The sequence below is a fragment of the Pseudomonas sp. AC083 genome, assembly GCF_979253165.1.
Map to the genome: position 1 here is coordinate 1 of NZ_CEEDDH010000136.1, position 272 is coordinate 272.

The following is a 272-nucleotide window of genomic DNA, read 5'->3' on the forward strand; positions in this document are numbered from 1 at the left end:
TGCATGTGCCAGCTCGTGCATCGTAAATGCAACAACAAGCGTAATGGCGACATATGGAATAAGTTCTAATGGATAAACAAGAAATTGGTTCAAAGGCATGAATCCCTCTTTCTTTCTATACAATGATTTACTTCATTCAGTATACTATAAGAAGTCCCTTAAACTAAAGGGAAGCGTAGCATTAAAGGAAAAAGGAGGTTTTCGCCATGCCGATTGTCACCGTACAAATGCTTGAAGGAAGAACAGACGAGCAAAAAAGAGCGCTTGTGGAG

At 40.1% G+C, this 272-nt stretch carries 1 protein-coding gene; it reads left to right on the forward strand.

Going from position 1 to position 272, the window contains the following annotated elements:
- Positions 1 to 206: 206 nt before the first annotated feature.
- A partial coding sequence (locus AC0IXA_RS27485; protein ID WP_471814911.1) for a tautomerase family protein occupies positions 207 to 272 on the forward strand: 66 nt, incomplete at its 3' end.